The sequence below is a fragment of the Pseudomonas sp. GW821-FHT02C04 genome (genome assembly GCF_059421845.1).
The window spans coordinates 1,672,552-1,698,880 of sequence record NZ_JBWKVT010000001.1; the positions used below are offsets into that span (position 1 = coordinate 1,672,552).

The following is a 26,329-nucleotide window of genomic DNA, read 5'->3' on the forward strand; positions in this document are numbered from 1 at the left end:
TGGCATGCAATCTCTGAACACCACGCTGCTGATCATCGGCGGCGGCCCTGGCGGTTACGTGACGGCCATTCGCGCCGGGCAACTGGGCATTTCGACCATTCTGGTCGAAGGCGAATCGCTGGGCGGCACCTGCCTCAACATCGGTTGCATCCCGTCAAAAGCGCTGATCCATGTGGCGGAGCAATTTCACCAGACTCAACACCACAACCAGCATTCGGCACTGGGCATCAGCGTCTCCGCGCCGACCCTCGACATCACCAAGAGCGTCGAGTGGAAGGACGGCATCGTCGATCGCCTGACCACCGGCGTTGCCGCGTTGCTGAAGAAGCACAAGGTTCAGGTCATCAACGGCTGGGCCAAGGTCATCGACGGCAAGACCGTGGACGTCGGCGACACCCGCATCCAGTGTGAACACCTGGTGCTGGCCACCGGCTCGAAAAGCGTCAACCTGCCGATCCTGCCGATTGGCGGGCCGATCATTTCGTCGACCGAAGCACTGGCGCCGAAGTCGGTACCGAAACGCCTGATCGTGGTCGGCGGTGGTTACATCGGCCTGGAGCTGGGCATTGCCTACCGCAAGCTCGGCGCCGAGGTCAGTGTGGTCGAGGCGCAGGATCGCATCCTGCCGGCCTACGACGCCGAACTGACCCAACCGGTGCACGATGCGCTGAAGCAACTGGGCGTGAAACTGTACCTGAAACACAGCGTTCTGGGCTTCGACGGTACATTGCAGGTGCGCGATCCGAACGGCGACACCCTGAACCTGGAAACCGATCAGGTGCTGGTGGCGGTCGGTCGAAAACCCAATACCCAGGGCTGGAACCTCGAAGCGCTGAACCTGGACATGAACGGTTCGGCGATCAAGATCGACAGCCGTTGCCAGACCAGCATGCGCAACGTCTACGCCATCGGTGACCTGAGCGGCGAGCCGATGCTGGCCCACCGCGCCATGGCCCAGGGCGAGATGGTCGCCGAGCTGATCAGCGGCAAGACCCGCGAATTCAACCCGACCGCCATCGCTGCCGTGTGCTTCACCGACCCGGAACTGGTGGTCGTCGGCAAGACGCCGGATGAAGCCAAGGCTGCCGGACTGGACTGCATCGTGTCGAACTTCCCGTTCGCAGCCAATGGTCGTGCGATGACGCTGGAATCGAAAACCGGTTTCGTTCGCGTGGTCGCCCGTCGGGACAATCATGTGATTGTCGGTTGGCAGGCGGTGGGTGTTGGCGTATCGGAACTGTCGACTGCATTCGCGCAAAGCCTGGAAATGGGTGCGCGACTGGAGGACATCGGCGGCACCATCCACGCACACCCGACGCTGGGTGAAGCGGTGCAGGAAGCGGCGTTGCGTGCCCTCGGGCATGCGTTGCACCTGTAACTTTCGGTCGCAGATCGTTCCCACGCTCCGCGTGGGAATGCCTCCACGGACGCTCCGCGTTCGGCTGTTGGGACGCAGAGCGTCCCGGACTGCATTCCCCCGCAGAGCGTGGGAACGATCAAAGGCAGAGATTTCGGGCTGCGAAACCGCTCAAGAATGAAGTATTGTTGTGCCCATCCAAAAAAACGTCAGAAGCCTTGAACCGTTTCGACGGTTGTTAAGTGATAGAGGGTGTCATGGGTAACGAAAGCATCAATTGGGACAAGCTGGGTTTTGATTACATCAAGACCGATAAACGCTATCTGTCGTACTTTCGCAACGGCGAGTGGGACAAAGGCACCCTGACCGAAGACAACGTGCTGCACATCAGCGAAGGCTCCACTGCCCTTCACTATGGCCAGCAATGCTTCGAAGGCCTGAAGGCCTATCGTTGCAAGGACGGCTCGATCAACCTGTTCCGTCCGGACCAGAACGCCGCCCGCATGCAGCGCAGCTGCGCCCGCCTGCTGATGCCGCATGTGTCCACCGAGCAATTCATCGAAGCGTGCAAGGACGTGGTTCGCGCCAACGAGCGTTTCATCCCGCCTTACGGCACCGGCGGCGCGCTGTACCTGCGTCCGTTCGTGATCGGCGTGGGTGACAACATCGGCGTGCGTACCGCGCCGGAGTTCATCTTCTCGGTGTTCGCGATCCCGGTAGGCGCCTACTTCAAGGGCGGCCTGACCCCGCACAACTTCCAGATATCCTCCTTCGACCGCGCCGCGCCACAAGGCACCGGTGCCGCCAAGGTCGGTGGCAACTACGCCGCCAGCCTGATGCCGGGTTCCCAGGCCAAGAAAGCGCACTTCGCTGACGCCATCTACCTGGATCCGCTGACCCACAAGAAGATCGAGGAAGTCGGTTCGGCCAACTTCTTCGGGATCACCCACGACAACAAGTTCGTGACCCCGAACTCGCCGTCGGTACTGCCGGGCATCACCCGTCTGTCGCTGATCGAACTGGCCAAGTCCCGTCTGGGCCTGGAAGTGGTCGAAGGCGACGTGTTCATCGACAAGCTGTCGGACTTCAAAGAAGCCGGTGCTTGCGGTACCGCTGCGGTGATCACCCCGATCGGTGGCATCAGCTACAACGACCACCTGCACGTGTTCCACAGCGAAACCGAAGTCGGCCCTGTGACCCAGAAGCTCTACAAAGAGCTGACCGGCGTGCAGACCGGCGACGTCGAAGCTCCAGCAGGCTGGATCGTCAAGGTTTGATCTGACGGCCAGATGCACAAAAGCCCCCATCGAGTGATCGATGGGGGCTTTTTCATGGGGTCTGTTTTTGCAGCCAAGCCAGAAACACCTGAGCCGATGCAGACGCCTGTGGTGCAACGCCGTAGTAGTAACGTGGCAACGGCATTCGCAGATCGGGCAGCGGGCAGACCAGTCGACCACTCGACAGATGCGTGCCCAGCAACGTGGTCGGGCACAGGGCAATGCCCTCACCCGCCACGGCAGCCTCCAGCACCCGATGCATGTAATCGAACTGACGAATGTCCTGGCTCGCACTCTGACTCTCGCCAAAACGCAGCGCCCAGTGGTGCCAGTCCTCACGCCGGGCCCTGACGGTCAGCAAGGTGTGCCGGCCCAGATCGGCAAGCTCCGCCAATGGGATTCGCTCGATCAGCTCAGGCGCTGCCACCATCAGCAATTCATCCTCGAACAGCGGGTGCGACTCGATGGTCGGCGCCCAGTCGTCACGACCACGGCGGATGACGATGTCGAAGCTGTCCTGTGCAGGATCCGGGGAGCGGGTCTGGGTGATCACCTGCGGCTCGATGTCCGGATGCTCTGACATGAAGGCATCCAGCCGGGGCATCAGCCACAACTGGGCAAAGGACGGTCGGGTGTTGATGGTCACTGTCGGCCGTGCTGCCTGCTGTCGCAACTCGGCAGCAGCGTCGGCGATCTGCGCCAGACCGGCGTTGACCTGGTGATAGAAACGCTGGCCTGCAGGCGTCAGCAACGATTGCCGGATGCGCCGTTCGAACAGCAACACACCCAGGTGTTCTTCCAGCAATTTGATGTGTCGACTGACAGCACTGTGACTCACGTGCAGCTCTTCGGCCGCCAGCGTGAAACTCTGATGACGGGCGGCGACCGCAAAGGCACGAACCGCATTGAGCGGCGGGAGTGATTTGTTCATGGGTCTAATTTAGTCACGTATGCGCTGCATTTAAAGCGTTTGTCACACGTTCGTTGCCACGCCAATCTGCCCGCACGCCCAATCCCGCGCCCCAACGGAGCCAGACATGCACAGTTACGGACTCTTTGTACTCTTCGCCACCCTGACCATTTTGAGCCCCGGCCCGGGTGTGGTGCTGACCCTGTCCAACGCCGTGCGTCTGGGCTGGGCCGGCGCGGTGCCGGGGATTCTGGGGATTGCCTCGGGAGCCTTCGTGGTTGCCGCCGTCAGTGCAACCAGTGTCGGCCTGATCCTCAGCGCCTCGGCGACTGCCTTTACCGTGCTCAAATACGCCGGCGCAGCTTACCTGTTGTACCTGGGTTTCAAGAGCTGGCGTTCGGATCGTTTCCGTACGCTGCAAGACGTCCGACCTTCCCGCCCGAGTTACCGCTTTCTGGAGGCCGCGTCCCTGCAATTTCTCAATCCCAAAGCCATCTTCTTCTTTCTGGCAGTGTTCCCGCAGTTCATCGACACCACACAGGCTTTCCTTCCGCAGTTCTTCAAACTGGTGGCTTCTTACGCCGTGCTGGTGATTCTGGTGCACGGCAGCTATGCGCTGCTCGCCAATGCCGCCAAAGGCTGGCTGTCGAGCCCGAAAGGTTCATGGCTGGCAGCGAAAGTCTCGGGCGTGACCTTTGCCGGTTTTGGTCTGTTGATGGCTTCGGCAACTCGCTGAACAGACGGCGGATGCTCCACCTGTTTCAACGCAATACGTTTACCGCCGCGCCCCGCAATCCCGCCGGCCTGCCCGTTCTGCTGCTTGCCCATGCGTGCCTGGGTAATCAATCCAGGGATCAATTCTCCCTCCGGCAGGTTCTTCCAGAAGCGCATGGGCAAGTGCCCTTGCATGACCTTCTCGTTCAACCGCGCCGGGTTGAAGATGTGGCTGTAGTACGCCAGCCACAGCTCACCCTGCGGATCGTCAACGTTCTGCGCCAGTTGCTGCCATTCCACCGGGCACTTGCGATGATGAATCAGTTGTTCGCCATCGTAGTAAACCCCGTCGCGCGGGGTGGCGATCAGCCAACGATGCCGGCCCATGCGCCCGATGAAGTGTTCGCTGGCGCTGTGCAGAATGTCGTGGGCCGGTTCGTGCCACGCCACGTATTGCGGGCCCGGCAGCTCTGGCGCTCGCTCGATGAAGCGCACGAACGCATGCAAATGATGGGCTTCACGCTGCACCTGCTTGATCCGCCGCTGCAACTCGCTGCCCAGTTTGTCGCCGGCCATCATTGCCGTGCGATCGCCGTGGCTGACCCGCCACAGCACTTCATACAGCAGACTCCAGCGCTGATCGCCACGGTAGCGTGACGCTTGTTCCAGGGTGTCGAGCAACGCACGCGGAATCCGCGCCTGAAACGGTCCCTGCCCTTCAGGCACCGACACGTCACTGGCAAACAGATCACTCACCCCTTCCGACGCCCAGCTCACCAGACTCGGATCGATTTCATGGCTGAGCAGCCAGCGCGCCTGTTGACGCCAGGTGTCGAACAGGTCGTCGCAATCGAGATTGATCATCCCCACAACCCCATCTGCTGCGGCATCGGTCGGTCGCGCAACTGCTGATAGAGCATCTGGCTGGTGACCTCCGCCTGCTGCGGGTGGTAATCGCTGGTGATGATGAACGGTTTGGCCTTGGCCAGCACACAGCGCATGCGGGCTACGTCCTCGTAGCGAATGCGCCGCTGTCGACGCAGCTCCACCAATCGCTCGGTGGTGCGCAGGCCAATGCCGGGAATGCGCGAGATCAACGCCGGTTCGGCGCGGTTGAGATCCAGCGGGAACACCTCGCGATTCTGCAACGCCCAGGCCAGTTTCGGGTCGATGTCCAGCGCCAGATTGCCCGGCCCCTGAAGCAACTCACCGGCGGTGTAGCCGTAACTGCGCAGCAGAAAGTCGGCCTGATACAAACGGTGCTCACGCATCAGCGGCGGTGCGGCCAAAGGCACGCTTTTCGGGCTGTCGGGAATCGGGCTGAACGCCGAGTAATACACCCGGCGCAGACGGAAGTTGCCATACAACGCCTGAGCGCTGTGCAGGATGGTGCTGTCGTCGGTGTCATCGGCACCGACGATCATCTGTGTGCTCTGCCCGGCCGGGGCGAACTTCGGTGCGCGGGGTTCGTTAAGCACGGTCTGCACGCCGGTGTAGATCGTGTTCATCGCCTGCTTGATCGAACCGATGTGCTTCTCCGGCGCCAGCGTCTGCAAACTGGCATCGGTGGGCAATTCGATGTTGACGCTCAAACGGTCGGCATAACGCCCGGCTTCTTCGATCAGCGCAGGATCGGCTTCGGGAATGGTCTTGAGATGGATGTAACCACGGAATTCATGCTCTTCACGCAACAGCTTGGCGACGCGCACCAGTTGCTCCATGGTGTAGTCCGCCGAACGAATGATCCCGGAGCTGAGGAACAACCCGCTGACGCAATTGCGCCGGTAGAAATCCAGGGTCAGCGTCACCACTTCCTCGGGCGTGAAACGCGCACGGGGCACATCGCTGGAGCGGCGGTTGACGCAGTATTGGCAGTCGTAGAGGCAGAAGTTGGTCAGCAGAACCTTGAGCAGCGACACACAGCGCCCGTCCGGTGTGTAGCTGTGGCAGATGCCCATGCCATCGGTGGAACCCAGCCCGCTCTTGCCCTCGGAACTGCGCTTGGGCGCGCCACTGCTGGCGCAGGAGGCGTCGTACTTGGCGGCGTCGGCGAGGATGCTGAGCTTGTCGATGAGTTGCATGGCACGGACCTTATACTGTTCGCATATACAGTATAGAGTCCACCCATGGGTCACAAGCTGTAAAACGACCCTTCGTCAGTCAGGCTTATTACAGTCGGCTGTCAGCTGCGATAGTCGAGGATTTACGCACCGGGACAGGCTGCATCGCGTCAGGCCATTGCACCCCGAATCGCGCCGCCATTTCCTTGCGCCCCGTCGCCGTCAACGTCAGCGCCCGACTGTCCAGATCCTGCATCACCCATTTGCGCTTCAACGCGGTCTGCAACAACGCCGCTCCAAGCGATCCGCCCAGATGCGGCCGGCGCATGCTCCAGTCCAGGCACGGGCAGGCAAAGCGTCGGCGCATGGTCGACAGATCTCTGATCTCAATGCCCAGCCCTTCAAGCAGCGTCTCTCCGCTCTCGCTCAAGCGGTAGGCCTGCTCATCGGTTTCCACCAGCCAACCGCCCTCCAGCAACCGGTCATGCAGCAACACCGCCAGCGTGCCGGCCATGTGGTCGTAGCAAGTACGGGCGAATTGCAGGCGATCCGGTGTGTGGGGTTTGAAGGCCGGCGCGGGGTTCTGACCGATCACCATCAGCGCTTCGAGCGCCTGGGCCACGCGCTTGTCGGCGAGGCTGTAATAGCGGTGGCGGCCCTGCACATGCAGGCGCACCAGCGCCAGATCCTTGAGTTTGGCCAGGTGCGCACTGGCGGTCGAGGCGCTGACGTCGGCGAGGCTCGCCAGCTCCGTAGCGGTGCGGGCGTGGCCGTCCATCAGCGAGCACAGCATTTTGGTTCGCGCCGGTTCTGCGATGGCGGCGGCCACTTGTGAGACGCCGATGTCTTGATGTTCTGCGTGCATATTTCGCTCCCGGACGAATCATCGCCCTCAAGGACTGGAGATAGTAGCAACACTTTCCCCTCCGACAAGGTTGCGATCCATGGACCCGATCATCGCTGCGACTCACGCCGATCCCTACCCTTACTACGCCGAACTGCGCGCGGCGGGCGGGCTGACCTTTCATCTCGGACTGAAACTGTGGGTCGCCAGCAGCGCCCGGGCGGTGTGCGCGGTGCTGGCACATCCGGATTGCCGGGTGCGTCCGGTGCAGGAGCTGGTGCCCAAAGCGATTGCCGACGGCATGGCGGGCAAGGTGTTCGGCCAGTTGATGCGGATGAATGATGGTGAAGGTCAGCGTTGTCCGCGTTCGGCCATTGAGCCACCGCTGGGGTTGATTGATCAGGGAGAAATCAAGGCTCTGGTGTCTGCACGGCTGATCACAAACGATGCCGACGGCCTATATAAGGCAATGTTTCGCGGCCCGGTGTGCGTGATTGCAGCGTTGCTAGGATTCACTCCGGCACAAGCGCGAGCAATCAGTGAGCTGACGGCGGATTTTGCAGCGTGCCTTTCACCATTGAGCAATGACCTGCAACTGGCGGCAGCTCATCGAGCGGCTGAGCAATTGCACGGTTACTTCATTGAATTACTGACGGAGCCAAACCCGTTTCTCGCCGACATTCAGCAGCGCTTTTCAGGCGAAGAAGACGCACTGATCGCCAACCTCATCGGCCTATGCTCGCAGACATTCGAGGCCACCGCTGGCCTGATCGGCAATGCGCTGGTGGCGTTGCAACGTCAGCCTGAACTACGCGACACCGCAGTGGATTCGCTGCTCGCCGAAGTCCAGCGCTTCGATCCATCGGTGCAGAACACCCGCCGATTTGTGGCAAACAGCTGCGAAATCGACGGCGTGCGCTTTGAAGCGGGCGACGTGATTCTGGTGCTGCTCGCCTCAGCCAACCGCGACCCGGCACTGAATGAAACCCCGGATCACTTTCTGCCGGATCGCCCGAACCGCCGCAGTTTCACGTTCGGCAGCGGTCGGCATCAATGCCCGGGGCAAAGGTTGGCGATGACCATTGCCAGCGCCACAGTCAGTGAAATCCTCGTTCATGACTTCGATCCGGGGCGGTTGACCTGGCATTACCGCCCTTCGCTGAATGGGCGAATTCCGCTGTTCAGCGAAGTACAGGTTTAGGCGCTGCGCAATTCGATGGTCAGGTGCGATAGCTCATGCACCGGAGCCAGCCGCTCGCGAATCGCCTCGGCAGTCACGCCCGCAGCCGCCACCACGCTGACAATCGCCGCACGCGCCTGCGGGCCGACCTGCCAGACGTGGAGGTCGCTGATGCGCACGTCGTCGCTGGTTTCCAGCAGTTCGCGGATCTCCTCGGCCACCGGTTCATCGGTGGTGTCGAGCAGCACGGCGGCGCTGTCACGCATCAGGTTCCAGGCCCATTTGGCGATGACGATGGAACCGACGATGCCCATCACCGGATCCATCCACACCCAGCCCAGATAGCGACCGGCAAGCAGCGCGGCAATCGCCAGCACCGACGTCAACGCATCGGCCAATACGTGCACGTAGGCTGAACGCAGGTTGTTGTCGTGATGGTGGTGATGGCCATGATCGTGGCTATGGCCGTGGTCATGATGACCGTGATGGCCGGCCAGCAGAAAGGCGCTGAGCAGGTTGACGCCCAGGCCGACCACGGCAATCAACGTTGCTTCGCCGAACGCCACACTGGTGGGCTCGAACAGGCGGAAAACCGACTCCCCGGCGATGCCCAGCGACACCAGCCCCAGCACCATGGCCGAGGCAAAACCCGCCAGATCACCGACCTTGCCGGTGCCGAAACTGTAACGCCGGTTGTTGGCGTTGCGCCGGGCAAAACCATAGGCCGCTGCAGCGATGCCCAAGGCGCCGGCGTGAGTCGCCATGTGGAAACCGTCAGCCAGCAGCGCCATGGAACCCGTGAGATAACCGGCAGCAATTTCGCCGATCATCATCACGAACGTCAGCGCCACCACCCACAAGGTGCGGCGGGCATTGTCGTCGTGGGACGCGCCGAGGAACTGGTGATCGTGGGAAAAGTCGTCAGACCGAGTCGTCAGATTCATGGGGTCGGTGCTCACTTGGAATAACGGCGGATGGCTTGCAGCAACTCTTCCACGCCTTGGGCGCGGGCTTCGTCGCTGAGGTCGGGATGGGCGACATGCTCGCGGGCGTGGGCCTCAATGAACTGCTCCATCAAGCCGTTGACCGCGCCGCGAATCGCCGCCATCAGGTGCAATGTCTTGGCACAATCGGCCTCGGACTCCAGTGCTTTTTCGACGGCCTGAACCTGCCCGGCAATGCGCCGGACGCGGTTGAGCAACTCGCCTTTGTGTTCGTGCGTGTGCGACATACCTATACCCCCTACCCCTATATGGCGAGCATAGTCGCTGTTCGGATCGAAAGGGGCAAGGTCTGTTTTCGACCGTCCGTCGCGGCTTGAGATTTTGACGTGAAAGGATTGAGGCGGTGCGTCAGACGGCACCGCCTCTAGAAGGCTTTTCAGATGCAGGGCCGTTGGGAGCTCTCGCCTGTCAGGCCCATTGCAGTGGCGGGGTCAACGTGAAACAGAGGTCTACTTCCAGTTTTGCAGCAGCCGACAGATTGACCAACGCGTCCAGAGAAAACTTGTCGATTTTGCCGTTGAGTACGTCGTTGAGGCGCGGCTGAGTGATGCCAAGTCGCTTGGCCGCGTCCTTTTGGGGAAGCTCCCAGGCACGAATCGTTTCACAAAGCGTGCGCATCAGTTTGGCCCGCAGGCGCATGTTGGCCGCTTCCTGCGGCGTGTCTTCCAGTGCATCCCAGACGCTTGCGAAACGCTGGGAAGAGTTTTGATGATCCGTCATGGTTCAACCTATTTCCTGGTATCTGGCCCGTGCCAGTTCTATGTCTCGCGTCTCGGTTTTGCGCGTGGTCTTTTGCAGGGCGTGCAGCACATAAATCGCGTCAGGCCGGTTGACCACATAAAACACTCGAAACGCCCCTGAATCCTCGGTGATTCTGATTTCATTGACGCCCCGCCCGACTGTTTTCATGGGGCGCCAGTCAAAGGGTTCGTCGCCCTGTTGCAACAGATCCAATTGGAATCCTGCAGCTCTGCGAGCATCGAGGGGAAAAGCTCTCAGATCCTTGAGCGCACTCCCGACAAATACCACGTCCTTGTGTCTTGGCATTGGCTTCTCCTGTGTTGGAAGGAAAAGCGTAATAGCCCGGACAGAATCGTGTGGCGGCGGTGTGTTGCAAGGAATGGCAGCGATCACATACCAGCAGACTATATCGAAACCGATATAAATCAAGTTTGAATTGGCTTATCTGACATTTGGTATCACAAAGCAGAATTTCGCGAGCCAGCACCCCTGATAAGCCGACACAGACCCCCTGTGGGAGCGAGCTTGCTCGCGAAGGCGGACTGAAAAATGACGCATCATTTTGCCCCCATCCGGGAGGCTACATCGCCTTGCGCCTTTGCCTACAACTACGCCAGAATCCGCCGGCTTGTGCGGTTTTGAGGGCGTCGGTAACTTGGTTCGCATCACTGAATGGTCAGTGATCGGGTTTAGTCGCTCGATGATTTCTCAAAACGTTGCATGTGCTCCAGACAGTCAGGTGACCTTCACCTGCACTCTATGGCGGCTGTGTGCAGGGCACCCTCGGGTGCGCCGGTTTTGGGAAGTCACCGGTCGACTAACCTGCGTACAGCTGCCACCTATTCGTTTAGTCGCGAGGTGGTGTCGGCATCACTTTGAGACTTTCCAGAAATGTTCAAATACGTACCCGACCCACCCGAAACTGACGTACCCAACGAGTCCGACCCGACTTCGCCCTACTCCTCCACCGATTCAAAAAAACTCCACGAAGCCGCCGAGCGCGCCCTCGACCATTACCTGAAGCCAACCGCCCCGAAACAACACTGCCCCGGCCGCATGTTCCTCGTCGCCCCCGACATGGATCAGCATTCCCTGCTGGCCCACGCCTGCGAATCGATGGCCTCGGCCAGCGTGATGCTCAGCGACTTCGCCGCGTTGCTGGACCCGCCCTACCGCAGTACCGTCCTGGGCATCGCCCAAGTGGTGATGTGTGGCGAACTCGCCGTGAACCGGGCGCTGGACACTCTCGATGCCACGACCTGAGGAACACCCCATGGAAAGCAAATCCGATGCACACGTCGTCGCCGCCCTGATCTCCATCGGCCTCAACGAAAAAGACAGCCAATGGGCCGAAAAGGCCTGCCTGCTCCTGCTCGAAAGCGAAAGAAAATCCATCGTCACCGCCGCCCTCGAAGCCCTCGTCCAACTCGCCCGCGATCACGGCAAACTGGACCGGAACCGCGTAATGCCGGCACTCCACAGTGTAAAACGCAGATTTCCGAGCCTGACCAGCACGGTTGCCGCATCGCTGGATGAGATGGCGATGGCTGCGTAACGCCTCAGGTAAAAGGGCAAGAAAAAACCCGCTGGCTCCGTGAAGGGAAGCAGCGGGTTTTATGACTTCAGATGTAACGCGGAGCAATCAATCCTCCCGCGTCAAAACCTCGAGCAACTCAATCTCGAACACCAGATTCGAATTCGGCGGGATCTTGCCCATCGTCCGCTCGCCGTAACCCAGATGCGCCGGCACTAGCAGCTTGCGTTTACCGCCGACCTGCATGCCCATGATCCCTTGGTCCCAGCCCTTGATCACCCGGCCCGTGCCGATCACGCACTGGAACGGTTTGCCCCGGCTCCAGGAAGAATCGAACTCGGTGCCGTCTTCCAGCCAACCGGTGTATTGGGTGGTGATCAATGCGCCTTTGACGGCGACTTTTCCGTCGCCCGGCTGAAGATCGATTATCTGCAGTTCATCATTCATAACATTCACTCTATTGTTCCGCTGGCCGCCGTTTTCCCAGAAATGCCGGCCATTGGCAACCGTTTGACCCAAGGTTGCCGCTGTTTCCGGCGTTGGCCGTGAATTAAGATAGCGACACGCCATCACTCCCGGATCGATACGCCATGACAGCACCGCTTGAATGACTCAACTCTGGATCAGCTTCGCCCTTGTCGTTGTGTTGATGGTCGTGATCGCCGTGCTGATTCGTCGCGAGCGTGCCCTGCGTCGGCAGCTCGGCGAATACCGTGAACTGCTCACTCGCGCTGCCGAAGGTCAGAACATTCACCAGGATGGCGATGCCGAACGCTTCAAGCGCAGTCAGTATTTCGCCCGGATCGGCACCTGGGATTGGGAAGTCGACACTGACCGGCTCTATTGGTCCGACGCAATCTTCGGCATGTTCGGCTTCAAGATCGGCGAAGTGACGCCCTCCTACGCCTTGTTCTGCTCCTGCGTCCACCCGGACGACCGCGCCAAGGTGCGCGCCGGGGAATTGCGCTGTCTGGAAACCGGTGAGAATCACGACGAGGAATACCGCGTGGTCTGGCCCGACGGCACGATTCGCTGGCTAAGAGAAACCGGCAACGTGGTGAAGAACGACCACGATGCGATGATCAAGATGATGGGCGTGGTGCGCGATATCACCGAAGAAAAAGCTTCGGCCAGCTACCTCCAGCACCTGGCTCACTTCGATCCGCTGACCGGTCTGCCCAATCGGCTGGTGTTGGAAGAGCGCCTGTCGGAAGCGTTGGAACATGCGCGCGCCACCACGACTCGGGTGGCGCTGGTGTTCGTCGACCTCAACGGTTTCAAAGCCATCAACGACCGCTACGGCCATGCCGCCGGCGACCGCGTTTTGATCACCACCGCCACGCGCCTGAAACGCATCCTGCGGGTCAGTGACACCGTCGCGCGTATCGGCGGCGACGAATTCGTGGTCATCCTGCAAGGCCTCGCCCCCGGCCTGAATCTGCAGGACGAAGCGCGCAGCATCTGCCAGAAAATCTTCATCGAACTGTCCCCACCGATCACCATCGGCAACGACCAGCGCCACATCGGTACCAGCCTCGGCGTCGCCGTGTTCCCCGACCATGCGCCGACCATGGACCGGCTGCTGCACATTGCGGATCTGGCGATGTATGAGGCCAAGCGCAGCGGGAATAATCAGTATCGGTTGGGCGGCGGGCAGACGCTGACTCACAGTCGGGTCGATTGAATCTCAGCGTTCAGGTGTACCGAATACAACGCCATTGAAGGTATGCGTGCAGCACTGGCAGTTGGGCGTCATGTCTTCGGCTTTCAGGGCGGGATTGACGATTTGCAGGCGCTTCTGTTCATCGACATACAGACCATTGAAGAAACTCGACTCACCGAGTCGCACAATTTCTTCCCGGTCACTTTCAAGCACAGCGACCATCCAGAACACCGGTTCCTGTCGATCCAGCCGCGACACAGCCTCACTGAAAATCTCGTCCCAATCACCACCGACACGCGACAGCAGAAAGCGAAACAACGGCGTGTAATCGTAGCCATGATGCTTGATGCCATGCATCGAGCCGCGTATAGCCTCGCTGCGGATTTCAGCCTTGGTGTTTCGCTGATGCCGGTAATGCCCGCCCGGGTTGTTGCGCCAGACGTTGTGCGCCGTGGTGTTTTCTTTGCGGTAAAGGGGTTTCTTGTCCAATAAAAATCTCCATTGAATCGACTAGTTTCATCGCAAAAACTTAGTACCACTCAGACAGAAACCGCCGTTACATTTTTACTGCTTCAAAAATATCATCTTGTGAAAAATCGCCACCTGAGTCATCAATGAAATTCCAATACCGAATACGGCGACATATTTCAGTCATCTGCTCATTTATCTCAGGTCTAAAATCAAGATTTCGCCGCGTAAACGACTCAACATATAACTTAGCCTTTTCCACTTTATCAGCAAATGCTAATGCACGAGTAGCCCGATGCCTTTGTAGAAAATCGAGTATATTTTCATAGGGCCCGATTTCCCCTATATCGCTCAATTGATTAACCGCCGAAAAAGCCTCTTTTGGAATATAATTTTCAATTTCCCTGCATTTAGTAACCCAGCAGTAACCACCCGAACCCTCTAGATCTTCTTTTGCACGTACCACACGCCTTTTAAGCGACCCATCCTCATTACGATAATCTCCATCACACACTAAAATCGCATTCCGGTTAATCCTAAGAACACTCAACACTTCGCCATCACTCGATTTAGGCAGCGACATATCGAGATGAGCCAATAAACTACCACCAAAAAAAGCAAACTGATAATGAAGACCTTCGCAAAGCGTGCCAGCGCTCCAGATTTCTATAAATTTTTTAATATAAATCCTATCAGAAGGCCCCTCCACCCATACGATACCATTGGCTTGCAAAAGATCACTTGCCTTATTCCCTAAATCTGAAAGGATACCGTAACCATGCAAACCATTCGATATCACTGTGCCAAACACCTCATCACCATCTTTTTGAATGTGATTAATCTGTGCATGCGGCGAGCGGCTGTAGGCATCAATTGCAATATTAGAATGCGTAGTTATAAACATATGACAACCAAACTTTACCGCAAACCCCTCAAGGTATCGAAATAATTTCCGCTGCAAGCTTGGGTGTAGATTATTCTCCAACTCCTCAAAGGAGAATATGTACTCCTGAACTGGAACGCCTTCAAGAACAGGACGCACCAAAAGATTTAGCAGAACTAGAATAACTGTCTTTAATCCACTACCGGATTGAGAAAGCGGGTAAAGCCTCGCCTTCTCCTCTGCTAAGTAAACCTCCCATTTGTTATTTATTTTATGATACTTCGTTGTCATTTCGACAAATTTTGTATCAGGACTGAAAATCTCATTCAAGGACACAAGTAATTTATTTGTAATCAATCCCCAATCACTTTCAGAATGATGAGACAGCGCATGAATAATTTTCGTAGCGCCCACGCCATTCGCAGTAAACCCTAAATCATCATCATCAACTTCCGGAACAATATCGCGATCTGCCCGCAACCTAACGTGTTTCTTACACAACACTTGCGGTACGGGATAATAATCCCCTTCAAACTCGTACCTAAACAGATTGGTAGAATAGCGCTGCTTAAGAATACTTTCTTGAGACTCAGTTATTTCACGATCAACCCCCACATAATGAGGCCAATCAGCATTTTCGACATAACAAACAACTGCCTCCTTTAAATGCGCATGCTGAAACTCATTAAAATCCAAGTTCCAGAATGCCCGTTCATTCAGCGTTTCAAATAGCTCAACCTCCGGAAACTCAGTATTTTCCAAACCCTCTTCATTACACAGCGCGTCCAATATCTCAAGAAATGTTGACTTACCTACATTATTTCTGCCGACTAGCAAATTGATGGGCTTGATGGTGTGAAAGCTTGCGCCACGTTCTTTGAAGCACTTATGGTTTTTTACAGAAAACCCAAAATTTATAGTCATACAAGCTCATCTAACTCTCGACAAAAAAACATTTTGCCATCATCCCTCATAGCATTACCAACTCCCAAAGCCATTTCTTTCGACAACACTTATCGGTAACGGGAAGGCAGATGCGCGGTGTCGTGGCTTAAATACACTCCCGCGCAACTCTAAAGACGACTAACGCTCTACGGGCTGAATCGCCACAATCGTCCCATTAGTAATCATCACCATCACGTACTTGTCATTCATCTGGACCCATTGCGCCTGTGGCTCGGGCTGCTTGAGGCCTTTCTGTTTCCAGTTGTTGATGGCTTTTTCGCTGCGCTGGTAGACGTCCGGAGCGCGGTCGTTGACCTTCAGTTCGCGGCCGTCGATGGGCGAACGTTCGACGGTGTCGGTCGAGGTTGGCGCCGCTTGAACGAGCGGGCAGATCCCGGTGATGCCGGCGACGAGGGCCAGGCTGGCGATCAGGGTCTTGTTGTTCATCGGTGAACCTCCTTCAGATAAGTGATACCTGAACTCCGACTGTGGGGTTCTGGAATCATTCCTTGTTTCTTGATGATGACGGATTCGAAAGTGTAGTCGCCCCTCAGACGCATTGATCCGGTACACGCATCAATCCATGCCAACTATGCAATTAACAGATCGATCCCCCTGCGCCACTATCCGCCCCAATAAAAACCGTGCGCCGCCTCCCCCGTCGCGCACGTCATAAAAGCGGTGGAGTATTTTTCGATGACAGCCTCAATCCCACACGGCGGCTCGCGGGCCGGCGCCATTTTCCGGGTCACCTCGGGCAACTTCCTCGAACAGTTCGACTTCTTTCTGTTCGGCTTCTACGCCACGCAGATCGCGGCGGTGTTCTTTCCGGCGAGCAGCGAGTTCGCTTCCCTGATGATGACGTTCGCGGTGTTCGGCGCAGGCTTTTTGATGCGTCCGCTGGGGGCGATCGTGCTCGGTGCGTACATCGATGACGTCGGGCGTCGCAAAGGTTTGATCGTCACTCTGTCGATCATGGCCAGCGGTACGATCCTGATTGTGTTGGTGCCCGGATACGAAACCATTGGTCTGTTTGCCCCCGCGCTGGTGCTGGTCGGGCGGTTGCTGCAGGGCTTCTCGGCCGGTGCGGAACTGGGCGGCGTTTCGGTGTATCTGTCGGAGATCGCCACGCCGGGCCGCAAAGGTTTCTTCACGGCCTGGCAGTCGGCCAGCCAACAGGTTGCGATCATCGTTGCCGCTGCGCTGGGCTTTGCCTTGAACCAGTGGATGGCACCGGACGTGATTGCCGATTGGGGCTGGCGGATTCCGTTTTTCGTCGGGTGCATGATCGTGCCGTTCATCTTCCTGTTGCGCCGCAACCTGGCGGAAACCGAAGAGTTCGCCGCCCGCAAACATCGCCCGAGCATGAAAGAAGTGTTCCGCACCCTCGGCCAGAACTGGGTCGTGGTGGTTGGCGGAATGTTGATGGTTGCCCTGACCACCACCGCGTTCTACCTGATCACCGTGTACGCGCCGACATTCGGCAAAACCGTGCTGCACCTGAGCACGTCGGATGCGTTGCTGGTGACTCTGCTGGTGGGCGTTTCGAACTTCTTCTGGCTGCCAATTGGTGGCGCGTTGTCCGACCGGATTGGTCGTCGTCCGCTGTTGATCGCCATGTCGCTGCTGGCCCTGGCCACCACGTATCCGGCGCTGTCGTATCTGGTGCAGGCGCCGAGTTTCAGCCACATGCTGATGTCGCTGTTGTGGCTGTCGTTCATCTACGGCATGTACAACGGCGCGATGATTCCGGCGCTGACCGAGATCATGCCGGTGGAGGTTCGCGTGGCTGGTTTCTCGCTCGCCTATAGCCTGGCGACAGCGGTGTTCGGCGGGTTCACACCGGCGATGTCGACCTTCCTGATCCAGTACACCGGCGACAAGGCTGCGCCGGGTTACTGGATGAGCGTCGGCGCGCTGTGTGCGTTGTGCGCGACGCTGTATCTGTATCGCCGTGCGGGCGGTCGTCTGCAACCGGCCGTCGCCTGAGGAGCCAGCCAACATGAAAAAGCTCTTCAATCTGACCGCCCTCGCCCTCCTTGCTTTCAGCGCATTCGCACAGGCCGAGGAGCTGCGGGTGATGACCTCCGGCGGTTTCACCGCAGCCTACAAAATCCTCGGGCCGAAATTCGCCGCGAACACCGGCAACACCCTCGACACCATCCTCGGCCCGTCGATGGGCAAGGCCCCGGAAGCGATCCCCAATCGCCTCGCCCGGGGTGAACAGGCCGATGTGGTGATCATGGTCGGCTACGCCCTCGACGACTTGATCAAACAAGGCAAGGTCGACCCGGCTTCTCGGGTTGAACTGGCGGATTCGCGGATCGGCCTGGTAGTGCGCGAAGGCGCGCCGAAACCGGACATCAATGATGTCGACGCCTTGAAGAAAACCCTGCTCGACGCCCAGTCGGTGGCCTATTCCGACAGCGCCAGCGGCGTGTACATCGAGCAGCAGTTGTTCAAGAAACTGGGCATCGAAGATCAGCTGAAACCGAAGGCGAAGATGATCCCGAAAATCCCGGTGGGTTCGGTGGTCGCGACCGGTGACTATCAACTGGGCTTCCAACAGGTCAGCGAGTTGTTGCCGGTACCGGGTGTGACGTATGTCGGGAAGATTCCGGAGTCGGTGCAATCGGTGACGCGTTTTGCAGCGGGGATTCCGGTCGGTGCGCAGCATCCGCAGGAAGCCAAGGCGTTGCTCGCCTACCTCGCGGCACCTGCCGCCCAGGCCGACGTGCAAGCCACCGGGCTGGATTCGGTCAAGCGTTGACCTTCGGCGGCTGGACTTTCATTTCCACCACCAGCCGCTCCAGTTCCAATGCCGCCGGGGTCAATGTCCGACCCCGACGCTTGATGATGCCCACGCTGCGCATCACTTGCGGATCGGTCAGCGGCACCCGCGTCAGGATCGGATGATCCGCTGCCGGCATCGCCATCAACGGCACCGCCGCCACCCCCAATCCCGCTTCCACCAGACCGATCATCGTCGTCACGTGCAGGGTTTCGCAGATGCTCGGCCGTTGCGGTACCACTTTCGCCAGCGCCTGATCGAGCAAAAAACGATTGCCGGAGGTCTTGTCCAGCGAGATGTAATCCTGCTGGTAAAACTCGTCCCAACTGACGCTGCTGCGTTCGGCCAACGGGTGATCGCGACGGCAGGCCACCACGTAGCTTTCCTGCACCAGCGGCTCGAAATCCACGCCCGCCTCCTGAGTGCCCATGAAGCTCAGGCCGAAATCCGCCTCGCCGTTGACCACCGCCGTCAGCACGTCATGGGCGCTGGAGTCGAGGACTTTGACTTTGATGCGCGGGAACTGCTGGTGATAGCGGGCGACCACACGCGGCATGAAGTAGTACGCCGCAGACGGCACGCAGGCCACGGTGACGTGGCCCTGCCGGTTCGAGGCGACCTCGCTGATGCCGAGCAACGCCACGTCCAGATCATCCAGCAAGCGCTCGACACTCGGCATGAAGCCGCGCCCGGCCTGGGTCAGGCTGACTTTGCGTGTGGTGCGCTCGAACAGCTTTACGCCGAGGGCGTCTTCAAGCTTTTCGATGCGTCGGCTCAGGGCCGGTTGCGAGATGCGCACGGTGTCCGCGGCCTTGCGGAAACTGCCCTGCTCGACCACTGCGCGAAAGGCTTGCAGGTCGTTGAGGTCGAAGTTGATGGCCATGGGAGACTCGAGAGGAATTGATTCGCTGAGGCTATGAATGTAACCAATTGATGCAAATTGTTACAGGAGCACATGTGCTCAAGCAGGGTCTGCGGTAGATCTGTAATCGTTTCAGCCTTTATCCTTGTCGCCCCCCGCCGTACCGCGTTACTGGAGTTCCGCTCATGCCCCATGAAGGCAATCTGTTGCAAGCCGCTGTCGTGTTTCTGTTCGCGGCGGTGCTCACCGTTCCCCTGGCCAAGCGCCTGCAACTGGGCGCAGTGCTCGGTTATCTGTTTGCCGGGGTCATCATCGGCCCGTCGGTGCTGGGCCTGATCGGCAATCCGCAAAGTGTCAGCCATATTTCGGAACTGGGCGTGGTGTTGCTGCTGTTCATCATCGGTCTGGAGCTTTCGCCGCGACGCTTGTGGGTGATGCGCAAATCGGTGTTCGGCGTCGGTCTGGCGCAGGTGCTTTTGACCGGTTCGGTGATTGGCGTACTGGCGTTGTCTGTGTTCGGCCAGCCGCTGAACAGCGCGATAGTGCTCGGCCTCGGTCTGGCGCTATCGTCCACCGCGTTCGGCCTGCAAAGCCTGGCGGAACGCAAGGAACTGACCAGCCCTCATGGTCGGCTGGCGTTTGCGATTCTGCTGTTCCAGGACATCGCTGCAATCCCGCTGATCGCTCTGGTGCCGATGCTCGCGGGCGTCGATCACCACACCAGCACCGCCGACGACGTGCGCCACAGTTTGCAGGTCTTGGGCAGCATCGCCGTGGTGGTGATCGGTGGGCGTTATCTGTTGCGTCCGGTGTTTCGCGTGGTAGCGAAAACCGGCCTGCCGGAGGTTTCTACCGCTACCGCGTTGCTGGTGGTAATCGGCACCGCGTGGATGATGGACATGGTCGGCGTATCGATGGCGCTGGGGGCGTTTCTCGCCGGGTTGCTGCTGGCGGATTCGGAATACCGCCATGAGCTGGAAGCGCAGATCGAACCGTTCAAGGGGCTGCTGCTGGGGCTGTTCTTCATCAGCGTCGGCATGGGCGCCAACCTCAGCCTGCTGCTTAGCGCGCCGATCACGGTGCTGGGGCTGACGCTGTTGTTGATTGGTTTGAAGTTGCCGCTGTTGTTTGTGGTCGGGCGTCTGGCGGGCGGGTTGAGCAAAGTCAGTGCGATTCGCCTCGGTATCGTTTTGGCGGCCGGCGGTGAATTTGCGTTCGTGGTGTTCAAGATCGGTCGCGATCAAGGTTTGTTCGAACCGCGCCTGTACGACCTGCTGGTGCTGACCATCACCCTTTCGATGGCCGTCACGCCGTTGCTGCTGTTGATCTGCGCACGGCTGGTCAGCCCGAAGGTGCAGCCGGTGGAGGTGCCGGAGAAATTCCGCCAGATCGACACCGACACCCCACGGGTGGTCATCGCCGGCATGGGCCGGATGGGCCAGATCGTGGCGCGGATCCTGCGGGCACAAAACATCAAGTTCGTCGCGCTGGATACCTCGGTGGAAACCATTGAGTTGTCGCGCAGTTTCGGCGGCGTGCCGGTGTTCTACGGCGACCCGATGCGCCCGGAAATCCTCAGCGCGGCCAAGGTCGGTGAAGCGGAATATTTCGTGATTGCCACGGACGATCCGGAGACCAACATCAAGACCGCCGAAGTCGTGCGCAAGCTCTACCCGCACATGAAAATCATCGCCCGGGCACGTAACCGGCAGCACGTTCATCGCCTGGTGGATGTCGGCGCCGATCCGATTCGGGAGACCTATTACTCCAGTCTTGAAATGAGCCGTCGTACGTTAGTGGGCCTCGGTTTGACCCAGGCCCAGGCCGATGCACGGATCAAGCGCTTCAAGCACCATGACGAACAGGTGCTCGAGGCTCAGCACGCAGTGTACGACGACGCGGCCAAAGTGCTGCAGACCGCACAGGAAGCGCGGGCGGAACTGGCCCGACTGTTCGAGTCGGATCAACTGGAAGAACAATCGGGCAAGTCCTGACCTGACCCTGATCGTTCCCACGCTCTGCGTGGGAATGCAGCCCGGGACGCTCCGCGTCCCTCCTGGAGCTGGAACGCGGAGCGTCCCTTGAGGCATTCCCACGCGGAGCGTGGGAACGATCTCGTGGGAGCCAGCAGGTTCAGGCTATCTCCAGCTCCCTCTCTTCTTTGGCCGGCACCCCTTCAAACCGATCCGCCAGAAACGGCGTGATGTCCAGCGGCAGCGGTTCATCGTTGACCAGTTTGTCCAGCAACACCCCGGTGATCGCCGACGTCAGCACGCCAGTGCGGAAGTGCCCGCAGGCGTTGAGGTAACCGTCCACCCCGGCCATCGGCCCGAGAATCGGCAACTCATCCGGCGAGCCCGGCCGCAACCCGGCCCAGGTGCGCTTGAGGTTGATGTCCGCCAGTTCCGGCAGACAACGCACGGCGCCCTGCACCAGCCCGGCGATTTCCGGCCAGGTGGTGGTGACGTCGAAGCCTTTGTCCTCGGTGGTGCTGCCGATCAGGATCTCACCGTTGTCCTTCTGCGCCATGTAGCAATCGCTGGTGGTCAGGCAACCGTTGAGGATTTTCGGCAGGCGTTCGGTGAGCAGAATCTGGCCTTTCACCGGCTTCACCGGAATGCGTACGCCTGTGGCCCACTCGCTCAAGTCTGCCGCCCACGCGCCCGCCGCGTTGATCAGGGTCTTGCAGTGAAACACCCCGGCCTCGGCTGTCTGCACGCCAGTCACCCGCGTGCCGTGATGCAGAACGCCGGTGATGTTGGTGTTGACGTACATGTCCACGCCATTCTGCCGGGCGCCTTCGGCGTAGGCGTCGGCCAAGCGGAACGGGCTGACCTGGTGGTCGCAGAGAAACTCCAGCGCGCCGCGTGCTTCATGGCTGACGCTCGGCTCGGACTCGCGCAACGCCGCCTGATCGAGCCAGCGCACCTGATCGGCCAGGTGCGGAATGCAGCCGACGATGTGCTCGGCGTACAACCGGTCTTCATCGTCATAAATGACGAACTTGAGCCCGGTCTTCTCGAACTTGAAGTCCATCCCGTGGTTGTCTTTCAGCTCACGGTGCAGCGCCGGGTACAGCGCGTTGGACTGCAAGGCGAAGTCGAAGAACGAGGGCGGCAGGATGTGCGGCGTGCTGGAGTCCACCGCCACCGCCGCGCCCTGGGTTTCGCGCTTGCGGTTGGCCGACATCATGCGGAAAAAAATCACCCCGCAACCCAGCCCCACCGACTCGCCAATCGCCCACAAACCGCCGGCCGAGGCACGAGTCGCATTGCCCGGACGCTTGGCGTCGATCATCGCGACCTTGAGGTTTTTGCGCTTGGACAACTGATAGGCGATGGACGCGCCGATCACACCGCCGCCGGCGATGACCACGTCATAGAACTTACTCATGGGAAACGGCCTCCGTGCCGAGGGACTGGAACGCGGAAAAAGGAATCGGATCGACCGGGAAACGCGGCCGCAACCAGCCGACATCCTTGCGCCCGGTGGCCTGGCGCAAACGGTCGCTGCAATAGCCGACGCACATCCGCCCCTGACAGTCGCCCATGCTCACGCGGGTACGCATTTTCAGGCTGGCGATGTCTTGCACGCCCTGTTCCAGCGCCCGGTCGATGTCGGCGCGGGTCGCGTGTTCGCAACGACAGATCACCGTGTCGGCGGCCGGCAATGCGATCTGCCCGACACCGCGTTCGGTGTAGCGATCCACCGCCGCGCGGAAACGCACGATGGCTTTGAGTTTGCTCAGGTAACGGTCGCGGCGGACCCGCGCCAGTTCCTCTTCCAGCACTCCGCGTTGCAGCAGGATCGAGGTGGCGGCGATCTTGCCGGCCAGCATCGCCGCTTCACCGCCGCGAATCCCGCCCATGTCACCGGCCAGATGCACATGCGGCTCGCTGCTTTGCTGCCAGATATTGGCGTTGGCGCGCAGGTAGCCGTCGTCGCTGAAGCCGTGGTCCAGGCCCATCTGCTGACTCAGTTGCGTGCGCGGAATGAAGCCGTAGCCGACCGCGAGCGTCTTCGCTTCGAAGCGTTCGACGCGGCTCATGTCCGGCTCCCACGTCGCCGAGTACGGCGCCACACTGATGCTTTTCAGCTCGCCTTCGCCATGCGCCTCGACCACGCCCCAGCCGTAGTTCATCGGGATGCCGTGCAGTTTCAGGTAGGCGAGCATGCTCAAACCGTCGAGGAACAGTTGCGGCTTGTTCAGCAGCGCCAGGCTCTCCTTGGCAATCTTGCCGAACGCGCAGGCCTCGTAGACACCGGCAACACTCACACCTGACGCGTGCAACTGGGTCGCCACCAACGGCAACAGCGGGCCGGTGCCGGCGATCACCACCGGCCCCTGGGGTTTGACCACGCCGCTTTTGATCTGCAATTGCAGGCCGCCGAGCATGATCACGCCGGGCAGCGTCCAGCCGGGAAACGGTACGCTGCGCTCGTGACAACCAGCAGCCAACAGCAGTTGCGGGTAGCTGATTTCGTGCAGTCGCTCGTCGCCATCGAGCACCACCAGCGAGCGGGTGCCTTCGGCGCCGACCACACGGTGATTCAGGCGCACGTCGATCAGCCCGGCCTGCTCCTGGAAATCGCCGTGCAGTTTGGCCAGTGCTTCGGAATAGCGCGGCCCCAGATAATCCAGCTGCACGCCGTCACGCAGCGGCCCGCGATAAACCACACCACCAAGGCGTGATGCCTCTTCAAGCAATGTGCTGCGCACACCATGGCGCGCCAGTTCGATGGCCGCCGCCATGCCCGCCGGCCCACCGCCGACGATGACCGGATGCTGGCTCATAGTGCCTCCTGACCGTGAATGCGGTTGGCTTGGGTTTCGATGTGCATGCCGTCACGCACCACGGTCTGGCAGGCACGGCGTTTGTGCCGGCCGTTGATTTTCACCAGGCAGCACTGGCACACGCCCATCCCGCAATAGGCACCGCTGATCTGGTTGTGATCGTTGCGCGCGACCTGGCGCACGCCGAGAGACTGAATGACGCTGAGCACGGTTTCGCCGATGGCGGCGGTGACCGGTTGGCCGTTGATGTGGACAGTCATATCCGCCTGCGCCAAGGGCTGGATATCGAAGGTTCTTTCTAGGCAGTGCATTGCGATGATCATCCGTGAAAAGTTCAGGTGAGGTTGAAACAGCTCCTTGCTGCACTACACCTTGCCGACACGTGGGGGTTATCTCTCTCTATCGGGCCGGCAGGTTGGTTCCGCTCGCGCAGCAACGTGCGCGCAAGCAATGTAGTCGATCCAGCGGCAAGGGCCTGGAAAATTCACGGTAGGGGATATCGCGCAGAAGAATATTGATCCAGGCCATGGAAATGACTGTACGGTTCTGCCGCCGATCAGTTGGAAAACACGAACTGCCCTTTGATCTTTTTCGAACCGATGAAACCGAGGTCAGGGAACAGCTTGGTTTTCAGCCACACGACAAAATAGACCATGGCCAATGTGAGGCCGACGCCGATCAGGGTGGAGATCGGGTCTTCGGCGTAGTCCTTGAACAGGCGTGAAACCTGGCTGAGCGTAAGGATCACGAAGACGGTGTAGGTCTGAGCGGAGTATTTGTAGAAACCCCAGGCAAACAGCAGCGGGATACCGCCACCGATCAGCATGAGTGTCAGGGCCAGGCCGATGCCGGAGTCCCAGCCCAGGACAAATCCGGCGAGCGCGCCGAGCAATGCCTGAATGCAGGTCAGCACGATCAGGATCGTGACCTTGCGTGCATACTGGCGGCGCAGCGCCGGGTCAATGCGTGAACCAATCCAGTAAGCCAGCACCCGATCCTTGACCGCCCCGCCCGAAAACGCCTTGAAGGTTTCGGTCTTCGAGCGCCCGGCGTCCAGCATCTCATCCAGCTGCCGTTTGATTTCCTTCTTGTCCAACGTCTTCATCCTTAAACAGAAATGCAAGCGGCCGATCCGCTTGCGGCGTCGATTCTGGCTGCTGGCCCTTTAGAAAGCAAAAAGCCGCTTCCACCCGAAGGTGGAAGCGGCCGAGGCACAAGCCCCAGAGGGATCAGTGCACGAACAGAGCGATCAGAATGATGATCGGGATTGGCACGCCGAGGAAAAACAGCAGTAGTGAGCGCATGGTGATTCTCCTTGATTAACGGACCGGAGGCAGTGTGGTCGTGGTGTAGGTTTCGACTTCAACGTACTCGACCGCATCCCGGCGGCGACCGCCGAAGGTGGCCGACAGACTGGCGAAGAACGCACCGGCCAGCAGCGCGATGAACATCCACAGCGAGGTCCAGGCAGCGACTTTGGCGGCGGTGTCAGCGGCTTGCTGAGCCTTGACCTTGGCGTCGGCAATGGCTTTTTGCGTACGAGCGTAGATTTCATCGACGCGACGTTCGGCGTCGGCCTGGGTCAGGTTGGTACGTTGCGCGACCAGTTGCGCAAGGTAGGTGCGATCCTCGGGGCTGAGCTGACCGTTGGCCAGGCTCTGGGCGAAGATCCGAGTCACGGTGCCGCGAGCGGCGTCATCGCTGACCGCAGCAGGACGGTCATCGCGGAACAGACTGTCGACGAAGTAACCATACTGATTACTGTCGGTGTTCGCCGCTGCAGTCCCGGCCGCCTGAGTCATGGCGCTGGCCGCGCCACCGGCGACACTTGCACCGGCCTGCACACCGCCGCTGACGATGCTGCTGACCGAGCCGACCACCAACGTAGCGGTGACCAGCGTGGCCACGCACCAGGCGAGGAAGCCATGGGCGGTGTCGCGGAAGTACACCTCGTCACCGTGCATGTTCGCCCACTTCACCCGCAGGCGACCGGCGATGTAGCCGCCCAGGCCGGAAGCGATGATTTGCGTCGCCGCCAGCCAGACGATTGTCGAAATGCCCAGGCCCTTGGCGCTGACGCCCTCCCCGGCCCACGGTGAAACAGCGGAGAAGCCCAGACCGAAACCGAGCAGTACCAGAATCAACGACAGTGCCGCAGCGGCTGCGGCCCCGGCGAAGATCGCGCCCCAGGACACCCCTGAGACGTTGCTCGACTCGCCTTCGAAGGCAGGATAAAACCCATCAGAGGATCTATTCATTGTTGTTCTGCTCCCGGCATGAAAAATGGTGTTACAACTCGTC

Annotated in this window: 27 protein-coding genes and 1 pseudogene; 10 read left to right on the plus strand and 18 right to left on the minus strand. The window is 59.6% G+C overall.

Going from position 1 to position 26,329, the window contains the following annotated elements:
* Window positions 1–4: 4 nt before the first annotated feature.
* Together lpdA and AC07VV_RS07600 are read left to right on the plus strand one after the other, a co-directional pair.
* Complete coding sequence (lpdA, locus tag AC07VV_RS07595) at window positions 5–1,378, plus strand: dihydrolipoyl dehydrogenase (RefSeq protein ID WP_495035847.1); 1,374 nt, start codon at window positions 5–7, stop codon at window positions 1,376–1,378.
* A 236-nt stretch (window positions 1,379–1,614) separates the two neighbouring features.
* Window positions 1,615–2,634, plus strand: coding sequence for a branched-chain amino acid aminotransferase (locus tag AC07VV_RS07600; protein ID WP_096822558.1), 1,020 nt, complete (start codon window positions 1,615–1,617; stop codon window positions 2,632–2,634).
* Between the two features lie 52 nt (window positions 2,635–2,686).
* Here the strand turns inward: AC07VV_RS07600 and AC07VV_RS07605 are convergent, their stop codons facing one another.
* A complete protein-coding gene (locus tag AC07VV_RS07605) occupies window positions 2,687–3,565 on the minus strand; it encodes a LysR substrate-binding domain-containing protein (RefSeq protein WP_495035848.1) in 879 nt (292 codons plus the stop codon).
* 106 nt (window positions 3,566–3,671) lie between these two features.
* On the opposite strand from AC07VV_RS07605, the gene AC07VV_RS07610 reads away from it, so the two are divergent.
* Window positions 3,672–4,280 carry a LysE family translocator gene (locus AC07VV_RS07610; RefSeq protein WP_495035849.1) on the plus strand — a complete coding sequence of 203 codons (609 nt, stop codon included), beginning with the start codon at window positions 3,672–3,674 and terminating at the stop codon, window positions 4,278–4,280.
* 29 nt (window positions 4,281–4,309) lie between these two features.
* Here AC07VV_RS07610 and AC07VV_RS07615 read toward each other — a convergent pair.
* From AC07VV_RS07615 to AC07VV_RS07625, 3 genes and pseudogenes are all read right to left on the minus strand, one after another.
* A pseudogene (locus AC07VV_RS07615) lies at window positions 4,310–5,122 on the minus strand (TIGR03915 family putative DNA repair protein); the annotation flags it as partial.
* Window positions 5,119–6,339, minus strand: a complete 1,221-nt coding sequence (locus tag AC07VV_RS07620; protein ID WP_495035850.1) for a putative DNA modification/repair radical SAM protein — start codon at window positions 6,337–6,339, stop codon at window positions 5,119–5,121. The gene AC07VV_RS07620 and the pseudogene AC07VV_RS07615, both read right to left, overlap by 4 nt.
* 88 nt (window positions 6,340–6,427) lie before the next feature.
* Window positions 6,428–7,183, minus strand: a complete 756-nt coding sequence (locus AC07VV_RS07625; protein ID WP_495035851.1) for an ArsR/SmtB family transcription factor — start codon at window positions 7,181–7,183, stop codon at window positions 6,428–6,430.
* A gap of 79 nt (window positions 7,184–7,262) precedes the next feature.
* Here AC07VV_RS07625 and AC07VV_RS07630 point away from each other — a divergent pair, with 79 nt between their 5' ends.
* Window positions 7,263–8,363 carry a cytochrome P450 gene (locus tag AC07VV_RS07630; RefSeq protein WP_495035852.1) on the plus strand — a complete coding sequence of 367 codons (1,101 nt, stop codon included), beginning with the start codon at window positions 7,263–7,265 and terminating at the stop codon, window positions 8,361–8,363.
* Here AC07VV_RS07630 and dmeF read toward each other — a convergent pair.
* The 4 genes from dmeF to AC07VV_RS07650 form a co-directional block, all read right to left on the minus strand.
* A complete protein-coding gene (dmeF, locus tag AC07VV_RS07635) occupies window positions 8,360–9,286 on the minus strand; it encodes a CDF family Co(II)/Ni(II) efflux transporter DmeF (RefSeq protein WP_119427132.1) in 927 nt (308 codons plus the stop codon). The two genes, AC07VV_RS07630 and dmeF, sit on opposite strands and share 4 nt — an antisense overlap.
* An 11-nt stretch (window positions 9,287–9,297) precedes the next feature.
* A complete protein-coding gene (locus AC07VV_RS07640) occupies window positions 9,298–9,573 on the minus strand; it encodes a metal/formaldehyde-sensitive transcriptional repressor (protein ID WP_102621998.1) in 276 nt (91 codons plus the stop codon).
* Between the two features lie 181 nt (window positions 9,574–9,754).
* Complete coding sequence (locus AC07VV_RS07645; protein WP_495035853.1) at window positions 9,755–10,066, minus strand: helix-turn-helix domain-containing protein; 312 nt, start codon at window positions 10,064–10,066, stop codon at window positions 9,755–9,757.
* Between the two features lie 3 nt (window positions 10,067–10,069).
* Window positions 10,070–10,393 (minus strand): type II toxin-antitoxin system RelE/ParE family toxin, encoded by a 324-nt coding sequence (locus tag AC07VV_RS07650; RefSeq protein WP_065258430.1) that lies wholly within the window; start codon window positions 10,391–10,393, stop codon window positions 10,070–10,072.
* A 585-nt stretch (window positions 10,394–10,978) separates the two neighbouring features.
* Between AC07VV_RS07650 and AC07VV_RS07655 the strand changes: the two genes are divergently transcribed.
* Window positions 10,979–11,350, plus strand: coding sequence for a DUF6124 family protein (locus AC07VV_RS07655; protein WP_495035854.1), 372 nt, complete (start codon window positions 10,979–10,981; stop codon window positions 11,348–11,350).
* A gap of 10 nt (window positions 11,351–11,360) precedes the next feature.
* Complete coding sequence (locus AC07VV_RS07660; RefSeq protein ID WP_495035855.1) at window positions 11,361–11,642, plus strand: hypothetical protein; 282 nt, start codon at window positions 11,361–11,363, stop codon at window positions 11,640–11,642.
* An 87-nt stretch (window positions 11,643–11,729) separates the two neighbouring features.
* On the opposite strand, the gene AC07VV_RS07665 is transcribed toward AC07VV_RS07660, so the two are convergent.
* Entirely contained in the window at window positions 11,730–12,068 is a 339-nt protein-coding gene (locus AC07VV_RS07665) for an FKBP-type peptidyl-prolyl cis-trans isomerase (RefSeq protein WP_495035856.1), read from the minus strand.
* A 160-nt stretch (window positions 12,069–12,228) separates the two neighbouring features.
* Between AC07VV_RS07665 and AC07VV_RS07670 the strand changes: the two genes are divergently transcribed.
* Entirely contained in the window at window positions 12,229–13,305 is a 1,077-nt protein-coding gene (locus AC07VV_RS07670) for a diguanylate cyclase domain-containing protein (protein WP_495035857.1), read from the plus strand.
* A 3-nt stretch (window positions 13,306–13,308) separates the two neighbouring features.
* Here the strand turns inward: AC07VV_RS07670 and AC07VV_RS07675 are convergent, their stop codons facing one another.
* From AC07VV_RS07675 to AC07VV_RS07685, 3 genes are all read right to left on the minus strand, one after another.
* On the minus strand, window positions 13,309–13,773 hold the full coding sequence (locus AC07VV_RS07675; RefSeq protein ID WP_495035858.1) for a hypothetical protein: 465 nt from the start codon (window positions 13,771–13,773) through the stop codon (window positions 13,309–13,311).
* A 67-nt stretch (window positions 13,774–13,840) separates the two neighbouring features.
* Window positions 13,841–15,559, minus strand: coding sequence for an ATP-dependent nuclease (locus AC07VV_RS07680; protein WP_495035859.1), 1,719 nt, complete (start codon window positions 15,557–15,559; stop codon window positions 13,841–13,843).
* 159 nt (window positions 15,560–15,718) lie between these two features.
* Entirely contained in the window at window positions 15,719–16,027 is a 309-nt protein-coding gene (locus AC07VV_RS07685) for an RcnB family protein (protein ID WP_495035860.1), read from the minus strand.
* 249 nt (window positions 16,028–16,276) lie between these two features.
* Between AC07VV_RS07685 and AC07VV_RS07690 the strand changes: the two genes are divergently transcribed.
* Together AC07VV_RS07690 and AC07VV_RS07695 are read left to right on the plus strand one after the other, a co-directional pair.
* Window positions 16,277–17,569: an MFS transporter gene (locus tag AC07VV_RS07690; protein WP_495035861.1), complete on the plus strand. Its 1,293-nt coding sequence runs from the start codon at window positions 16,277–16,279 to the stop codon at window positions 17,567–17,569.
* 13 nt (window positions 17,570–17,582) lie between these two features.
* Window positions 17,583–18,350, plus strand: a complete 768-nt coding sequence (locus AC07VV_RS07695; protein ID WP_495035862.1) for a substrate-binding domain-containing protein — start codon at window positions 17,583–17,585, stop codon at window positions 18,348–18,350.
* Here AC07VV_RS07695 and AC07VV_RS07700 read toward each other — a convergent pair.
* Entirely contained in the window at window positions 18,340–19,254 is a 915-nt protein-coding gene (locus AC07VV_RS07700) for a LysR family transcriptional regulator (RefSeq protein ID WP_495035863.1), read from the minus strand. The genes AC07VV_RS07695 and AC07VV_RS07700 overlap by 11 nt on opposite strands.
* A 164-nt stretch (window positions 19,255–19,418) precedes the next feature.
* On the opposite strand from AC07VV_RS07700, the gene AC07VV_RS07705 reads away from it, so the two are divergent.
* Window positions 19,419–21,227 carry a monovalent cation:proton antiporter-2 (CPA2) family protein gene (locus tag AC07VV_RS07705; protein WP_495035864.1) on the plus strand — a complete coding sequence of 603 codons (1,809 nt, stop codon included), beginning with the start codon at window positions 19,419–19,421 and terminating at the stop codon, window positions 21,225–21,227.
* Window positions 21,228–21,366: 139 nt separating this feature from the next.
* On the opposite strand, the gene hcnC is transcribed toward AC07VV_RS07705, so the two are convergent.
* From hcnC to AC07VV_RS07730, 5 genes are all read right to left on the minus strand, one after another.
* The gene (hcnC, locus tag AC07VV_RS07710) at window positions 21,367–22,626 is read right to left on the minus strand and encodes a cyanide-forming glycine dehydrogenase subunit HcnC (protein WP_495035865.1); all 1,260 of its coding nucleotides are present in this window, start codon (window positions 22,624–22,626) and stop codon (window positions 21,367–21,369) included.
* Window positions 22,619–24,028 (minus strand): cyanide-forming glycine dehydrogenase subunit HcnB, encoded by a 1,410-nt coding sequence (gene hcnB / locus AC07VV_RS07715; RefSeq protein WP_495035866.1) that lies wholly within the window; start codon window positions 24,026–24,028, stop codon window positions 22,619–22,621. Before hcnB ends, hcnC begins: the two co-directional genes overlap by 8 nt.
* The gene (gene hcnA, locus AC07VV_RS07720; protein ID WP_096822653.1) at window positions 24,025–24,339 is read right to left on the minus strand and encodes a cyanide-forming glycine dehydrogenase subunit HcnA; all 315 of its coding nucleotides are present in this window, start codon (window positions 24,337–24,339) and stop codon (window positions 24,025–24,027) included. The genes hcnB and hcnA overlap by 4 nt, the downstream gene beginning before the upstream one ends.
* Window positions 24,340–24,584: 245 nt before the next feature.
* Window positions 24,585–25,124 (minus strand): hypothetical protein, encoded by a 540-nt coding sequence (locus AC07VV_RS07725; protein ID WP_102622013.1) that lies wholly within the window; start codon window positions 25,122–25,124, stop codon window positions 24,585–24,587.
* Between the two features lie 223 nt (window positions 25,125–25,347).
* Complete coding sequence (locus tag AC07VV_RS07730; protein ID WP_192558358.1) at window positions 25,348–26,286, minus strand: hypothetical protein; 939 nt, start codon at window positions 26,284–26,286, stop codon at window positions 25,348–25,350.
* Between the last annotated feature and the right edge of the window lie 43 nt (window positions 26,287–26,329).

What these genes read in the sequence shown, in the direction of transcription:
- lpdA (WP_495035847.1), top strand. Translation starts at nt 5, where the DNA reads ATGCAATCTCTGAACACCACGCTGCTGATCATCGGCGGCGGCCCTGGC.
- AC07VV_RS07600 (WP_096822558.1), top strand. Translation starts at nt 1,615, where the DNA reads ATGGGTAACGAAAGCATCAATTGGGACAAGCTGGGTTTTGATTACATC.
- AC07VV_RS07605 (WP_495035848.1), bottom strand. Translation starts at nt 3,565, where the DNA reads ATGAACAAATCACTCCCGCCGCTCAATGCGGTTCGTGCCTTTGCGGTC.
- AC07VV_RS07610 (WP_495035849.1), top strand. Translation starts at nt 3,672, where the DNA reads ATGCACAGTTACGGACTCTTTGTACTCTTCGCCACCCTGACCATTTTG.
- AC07VV_RS07620 (WP_495035850.1), bottom strand. Translation starts at nt 6,339, where the DNA reads ATGCAACTCATCGACAAGCTCAGCATCCTCGCCGACGCCGCCAAGTAC.
- AC07VV_RS07625 (WP_495035851.1), bottom strand. Translation starts at nt 7,183, where the DNA reads ATGCACGCAGAACATCAAGACATCGGCGTCTCACAAGTGGCCGCCGCC.
- AC07VV_RS07630 (WP_495035852.1), top strand. Translation starts at nt 7,263, where the DNA reads ATGGACCCGATCATCGCTGCGACTCACGCCGATCCCTACCCTTACTAC.
- dmeF (WP_119427132.1), bottom strand. Translation starts at nt 9,286, where the DNA reads ATGAATCTGACGACTCGGTCTGACGACTTTTCCCACGATCACCAGTTC.
- AC07VV_RS07640 (WP_102621998.1), bottom strand. Translation starts at nt 9,573, where the DNA reads ATGTCGCACACGCACGAACACAAAGGCGAGTTGCTCAACCGCGTCCGG.
- AC07VV_RS07645 (WP_495035853.1), bottom strand. Translation starts at nt 10,066, where the DNA reads ATGACGGATCATCAAAACTCTTCCCAGCGTTTCGCAAGCGTCTGGGAT.
- AC07VV_RS07650 (WP_065258430.1), bottom strand. Translation starts at nt 10,393, where the DNA reads ATGCCAAGACACAAGGACGTGGTATTTGTCGGGAGTGCGCTCAAGGAT.
- AC07VV_RS07655 (WP_495035854.1), top strand. Translation starts at nt 10,979, where the DNA reads ATGTTCAAATACGTACCCGACCCACCCGAAACTGACGTACCCAACGAG.
- AC07VV_RS07660 (WP_495035855.1), top strand. Translation starts at nt 11,361, where the DNA reads ATGGAAAGCAAATCCGATGCACACGTCGTCGCCGCCCTGATCTCCATC.
- AC07VV_RS07665 (WP_495035856.1), bottom strand. Translation starts at nt 12,068, where the DNA reads ATGAATGATGAACTGCAGATAATCGATCTTCAGCCGGGCGACGGAAAA.
- AC07VV_RS07670 (WP_495035857.1), top strand. Translation starts at nt 12,229, where the DNA reads ATGACTCAACTCTGGATCAGCTTCGCCCTTGTCGTTGTGTTGATGGTC.
- AC07VV_RS07680 (WP_495035859.1), bottom strand. Translation starts at nt 15,559, where the DNA reads ATGACTATAAATTTTGGGTTTTCTGTAAAAAACCATAAGTGCTTCAAA.
- AC07VV_RS07685 (WP_495035860.1), bottom strand. Translation starts at nt 16,027, where the DNA reads ATGAACAACAAGACCCTGATCGCCAGCCTGGCCCTCGTCGCCGGCATC.
- AC07VV_RS07690 (WP_495035861.1), top strand. Translation starts at nt 16,277, where the DNA reads ATGACAGCCTCAATCCCACACGGCGGCTCGCGGGCCGGCGCCATTTTC.
- AC07VV_RS07695 (WP_495035862.1), top strand. Translation starts at nt 17,583, where the DNA reads ATGAAAAAGCTCTTCAATCTGACCGCCCTCGCCCTCCTTGCTTTCAGC.
- AC07VV_RS07700 (WP_495035863.1), bottom strand. Translation starts at nt 19,254, where the DNA reads ATGGCCATCAACTTCGACCTCAACGACCTGCAAGCCTTTCGCGCAGTG.
- AC07VV_RS07705 (WP_495035864.1), top strand. Translation starts at nt 19,419, where the DNA reads ATGCCCCATGAAGGCAATCTGTTGCAAGCCGCTGTCGTGTTTCTGTTC.
- hcnC (WP_495035865.1), bottom strand. Translation starts at nt 22,626, where the DNA reads ATGAGTAAGTTCTATGACGTGGTCATCGCCGGCGGCGGTGTGATCGGC.
- hcnB (WP_495035866.1), bottom strand. Translation starts at nt 24,028, where the DNA reads ATGAGCCAGCATCCGGTCATCGTCGGCGGTGGGCCGGCGGGCATGGCG.
- hcnA (WP_096822653.1), bottom strand. Translation starts at nt 24,339, where the DNA reads ATGCACTGCCTAGAAAGAACCTTCGATATCCAGCCCTTGGCGCAGGCG.
- AC07VV_RS07730 (WP_192558358.1), bottom strand. Translation starts at nt 26,286, where the DNA reads ATGAATAGATCCTCTGATGGGTTTTATCCTGCCTTCGAAGGCGAGTCG.